The organism is Streptomyces ossamyceticus, from assembly GCF_001418475.1.
Taxonomy (GTDB): domain Bacteria; phylum Actinomycetota; class Actinomycetes; order Streptomycetales; family Streptomycetaceae; genus Streptomyces; species Streptomyces ossamyceticus.
Window position 1 is genome coordinate 1 of record NZ_LIQX01000957.1, and the last position, 2573, is coordinate 2573.

Consider the following 2573-nt stretch of genomic DNA (forward strand, 5'->3'; position numbering starts at 1 on the left):
ATCCCACCCCTCCCCCGCCCGCCACATGCCGCCCGACCTGCGGCGATGGCGTCTCAAGGGGTGACTGTCAGTGGCTGGGTGCAGACTGGCCCGTGACTGAGACGACGATGTCCAGGGAGGTGGCCGGGATGACCGAGGTACTGCTCACCGTAGGCACGCGCAAGGGCCTGTTCATCGGGCGGCGGCGAGGCGGCGCCTGGGAGTTCGACGACAGCCCGTACTTCAACGCGCAGGCCGTGTACGCGGCCGCCATCGACACCCGCGGGGACACGCCCCGTCTGCTCGTCGGGGGCGACAGCGCGCACTGGGGCCCCTCCGTGTTCCACTCCGACGACCTCGGGCGCACCTGGACGGAACCGGCCCGTCCGGCCGTGAAGTTCCCCAAGGACACGGGTGCCTCCCTGGAGCGGGTGTGGCAGCTGCACCCGTCGGCCGCCGAACCGGACGTGGTGTACGCGGGTACGGAGCCGGCCGCGCTGTACCGCTCGGAGGACCGCGGCGAGACCTTCGAGCTGGTGCGGTCGCTGTGGGAGCACCCGACCCGCGACAAGTGGCAGCCGGGCGGTGGCGGCGAGGGGCTGCACACCATCCTCACCGACCGGCGCGACCCGCGCGCCACGACCGTCGCCGTCTCCGCCGCCGGGGTGTTCCGCACCGAGGACGGCGGCGCGAGCTGGTCGCCGTCCAACTCCGGGGTCTCCGCGGTGTTCCTGCCGGACCCCGACCCGGAGTTCGGCCAGTGCGTGCACAAGGTCGCACGGGACGCGGCCACCCCCGACCGGCTGTATCTGCAGAACCACTGGGGGGTGTACCGCAGCGACGACGGCGGCGCGCACTGGACGGACATCGGCGAGGGACTGCCGTCCACGTTCGGGTTCGCCGCCGTGGCGCACCCGCACCGCGGGGACACCGCGTACGTGTTCCCCATCAACGCGGACGCGGACCGGGTCCCCGCCGACCACCGCTGCCGGGTCTTCCGCACGGCGGACGCGGGCGGCAGCTGGGAACCGCTGTCCAGCGGCCTGCCGACGGACGACCACTACGGCACGGTGCTGCGCGACGCGATGTGCACGGACGACGCGGACCCGGCGGGCGTCTACTTCGGCAACCGCAACGGCGAGGTGTACGCGTCGGCGGACGACGGGGACAGCTGGCGCGAGTTGGCGTCCCATCTGCCGGACGTGCTGTGCGTACGGGCGGCGGTGATCGGCTGACGGCGCGGGCTGAAGGGGGAAACCCACGTACCGAACCCCAAGTCGGCCCGGAACGCATGCGGTTCGGCATCCAAACGGTCAGCACCGGTCGCACCGCGACCGGTGGTTGATCGTCGGCGCGTTCGCGGCAGTAGGGTGACGCCGTGGCACCACGACCGTTGCATGAAATCGTCGAATCGGGCTGGGCGAAGGCGCTGGAGCCCGTGGCCGGACAGATCGCCAGGATGGGCGACTTCCTGCGCGCGGAGATCTCCGCGGGACGCACCTATCTCCCGGCCGGACCGAACGTCCTGCGCGCCTTCCAGCAGCCCTTCGACGACGTCCGCGTCCTCATCGTCGGCCAGGACCCGTACCCGACGCCGGGGCACGCGGTGGGCCTGTCCTTCTCGGTGGCCCCGGAGGTACGGCCCCTGCCGGGCAGCCTGATCAACATCTACCGGGAGCTCGGCGACGACCTGGGGCTGCCGCCGCCGACCAACGGCGACCTGACGCCCTGGACCCAGCAGGGCGTCCTCCTGCTCAACAGGGCGCTCACCACCGCCCCGCGCAAGCCGGCGGCACACCGCGGGAAGGGCTGGGAGGAGGTCACCGAGCAGGCGATACGGGCGCTGGCCGCACGCGGGCGCCCCCTGGTGTCGATCCTGTGGGGCCGCGACGCCCGCAACCTCCGCCCCCTGCTGGGCGATCTGCCGTCCATCGAGTCCGCCCACCCCTCCCCCATGTCGGCCGACCGCGGCTTCTTCGGCTCCCGTCCCTTCAGCCGCGCCAACGACCTGCTCGCCGGTCAGGGCGGTACTCCCGTGGACTGGCGTCTGCCATGACGGCCGCCGGGGTGCCGTCCGGGGATCGGCCGGAACCGGTGTCCGCCTCGGCGGGCGGCGGGGAGGGCCCCGTCGTCCTCGCGGTGGACTCCGGTGGGTCCGGGCTGCGGGTGGCGCTCGCCGTCGGCGGCAGTGTCGTCGGGGAGCCGCTCGCGTCCGGGGAGCCGGTGCGCACCGGGGCCTCGGGCATCGACGCGGGACATCTGCTGGAGCTGGTGCTCCCCAGGGCGCGGCGGTTGCTCGCGGGGGCGGGTCTGGAGCGTCCCGTGGCGGTGACCGTCGGGGCGGCCGGGTTCGCGACGCTCGGGGAGCGGTTGCGGGCCGAATTGCCGTCCGCGTTCGCGCGTGAACTGGGGGCCCGGCGGACGGCGCTGGCGGCCGACGCGGTCACGGCGTACACCGGCGCGCTGGGGGCTCGGCCCGGTGCCGTGATCGCCGCCGGTACGGGGCTGATCGCGATCGGCACCGATCTGCGGGCCTGGCGACGGGCGGACGGCTGGGGCCATCTCCTCGGGGACTGCGGTGGCGGGGCGTGGAT

2 protein-coding genes and 1 pseudogene are annotated in these 2573 nt (G+C 73.9%); all 3 read left to right on the forward strand.

What is annotated here, in order from left to right:
* The first annotated feature begins 128 nt into the window (after nucleotides 1-128).
* Nucleotides 129-1214, forward strand: coding sequence for a WD40/YVTN/BNR-like repeat-containing protein (locus tag AOK15_RS40940; protein ID WP_055524311.1), 1086 nt, complete (start codon nucleotides 129-131; stop codon nucleotides 1212-1214).
* 143 nt (nucleotides 1215-1357) lie between these two features.
* Nucleotides 1358-2035, forward strand: a complete 678-nt coding sequence (locus tag AOK15_RS40945; protein WP_055524313.1) for a uracil-DNA glycosylase — start codon at nucleotides 1358-1360, stop codon at nucleotides 2033-2035.
* Nucleotides 2032-2573: pseudogene (locus AOK15_RS40950) on the forward strand (ATPase); the annotation flags it as partial. The gene AOK15_RS40945 and the pseudogene AOK15_RS40950, both read left to right, overlap by 4 nt.